The sequence below is a fragment of the Cupriavidus sp. SK-4 genome (assembly GCF_000611125.1).
In the GTDB taxonomy this organism is placed as follows: Bacteria; Pseudomonadota; Gammaproteobacteria; order Burkholderiales; family Burkholderiaceae; genus Cupriavidus; species Cupriavidus necator.
The window spans coordinates 1-1,454 of record NZ_JFJW01000216.1 but is presented as its reverse complement, the minus strand read 5'-3'; the positions used below and the strand labels follow the sequence as shown (position 1 = coordinate 1,454).

Annotated in this window: 2 protein-coding genes; one reads left to right on the top strand and one right to left on the bottom strand. The window is 65.4% G+C overall.

The window, feature by feature from the left end; translation table 11 throughout:
• Nucleotides 1-903 (bottom strand): FUSC family protein (locus CF68_RS34505; RefSeq protein WP_235205988.1); only part of this gene is annotated, 903 nt, incomplete at its 3' end.
• A gap of 50 nt (nt 904-953) precedes the next feature.
• Between CF68_RS34505 and CF68_RS35660 the strand changes: the two genes are divergently transcribed.
• Complete coding sequence (locus CF68_RS35660; protein ID WP_051591822.1) at nt 954-1,289, top strand: helix-turn-helix domain-containing protein; 336 nt, start codon at nt 954-956, stop codon at nt 1,287-1,289.
• Nucleotides 1,290-1,454 lie beyond the last annotated feature (165 nt).

Sequence of the window (1,454 nt, the reverse complement as noted above, 5' to 3'; positions counted from 1 at the left end):
GAGGAAGTCGGCAACGGCGCTGCCGGCCTGCTTGGCGCTGGCATCGTTCCGGCGCGTCAACGGCGGCCACTGGCGCAGCAGGCGGTCCAGCATGCGGCCGCGCAGCCGGGCACTGTTGACCAGCGCGCGCGGATGCGCCGCCAGCGCGATCGCGTTCCAGTTGGCCCTGGCCAGCCGGTATGCCACCAGTTGCTGGCCGAAGGGCTGGATCAGCACTGCCCACAAGGCGGCGAAGACCAGCGCCGCCAGGCTCGCCAGGCTGCTGTTGAAGATGCTGGCGAAACTGGAGGCAGTCAGGTTCTGCGGGCCCGGGAACGACGCCGTGGTAACCACCAGCAACACCCCGAACAGCGCGAAGCGCGGCTGCGTGGTCATCGCGCCGATGACCAGGTAAGGCCCGAACAGCAAGGCGGCAAGCGAGCCGAAGTCATGGGCCAGTTGCAGCACTACGAACTGGTAGTACCAGGACAGCAGCGCGCAGGCGACGCTCCAGGCAATCACACGGCCGGCCACCAGCCGCGGCTCGGGCGTGGAAGCGATGAAGCAGCTGGCCAGCGCGGCCAGGCCGACCGGGACGGCCCCGTCCATCCAGCCCGACGCCATCCACAGCACGCCCGCGACCAAGGTTGCCGATCCCGCGGTGGCGGCGCGGATCAACAGCTGCGCGTGATCATGGTGCCGGGCCTGTCCGGCGGGTTCCACGCGATACCGCAGTACGGTGGGTTCGCTGCCGCCCTGGCGCAAGCTGGCCTGCAGCAGGCGGCAGTCTTGCCAGAGGTCGGCCAGTTCATCGAGGTAGGTGCCAGTGGCCGCGGCCAGCCTGGCATGCCAGTCCGCGGGTGCGGCCGGCGGGGCGCCTGCCGGGTACCAGGAAGGCGGGGGCCATCGACGTGAGATGTTCACCTCTGTATAATTTCACTTTCGTGAAAGTTATGGAAAGTTATTCCACATCTATGCCGAGGCCGCTTCCTGATCCAACTCCGCCATCACGCGCGACAATCCGAAGCATTGACCAGCTTGGTGACCGGATACGGGCAACGCGGGCAGGGGTAGGCATGCCCATTGACCAGGCTGCCAATTATTGCGGGGTTTCCGTCGGCATGTTGTCCAAGCTGGAGAACGGCAAGGGCGTCAATCTGGAGCACGCGCTGCGCGTGATGGAAGGACTGGGTTTGACGATGCTCGTCGTGCCCAAGACACATGCATCGTTGCTCGAACAGGCGGCGGCCCATGCGGCCAAGATGGACAAGAATGCAGCGAGGGAACTGCAAGTCCAGCTTGAAGGGTAGGCTGCAACAGTATGCGTACCCTCCGCGGAGGTGGCGGCCGTTGATTCGCTATTGGCCTGGCTGTTGGGTCGTGTCAGTGGCCTGTGCTTTGGCCAACCAGGCGAAACAGGCATCGAAGATGACCAGCGCGTCATGCGGAGGTGTCAGGAATTCTGTGTGCTGAGG

Excerpts from the sequence above, each read along its gene's own strand:
- CF68_RS35660 (WP_051591822.1), top strand. The coding sequence starts at position 954 with ATGCCGAGGCCGCTTCCTGATCCAACTCCGCCATCACGCGCGACAATC.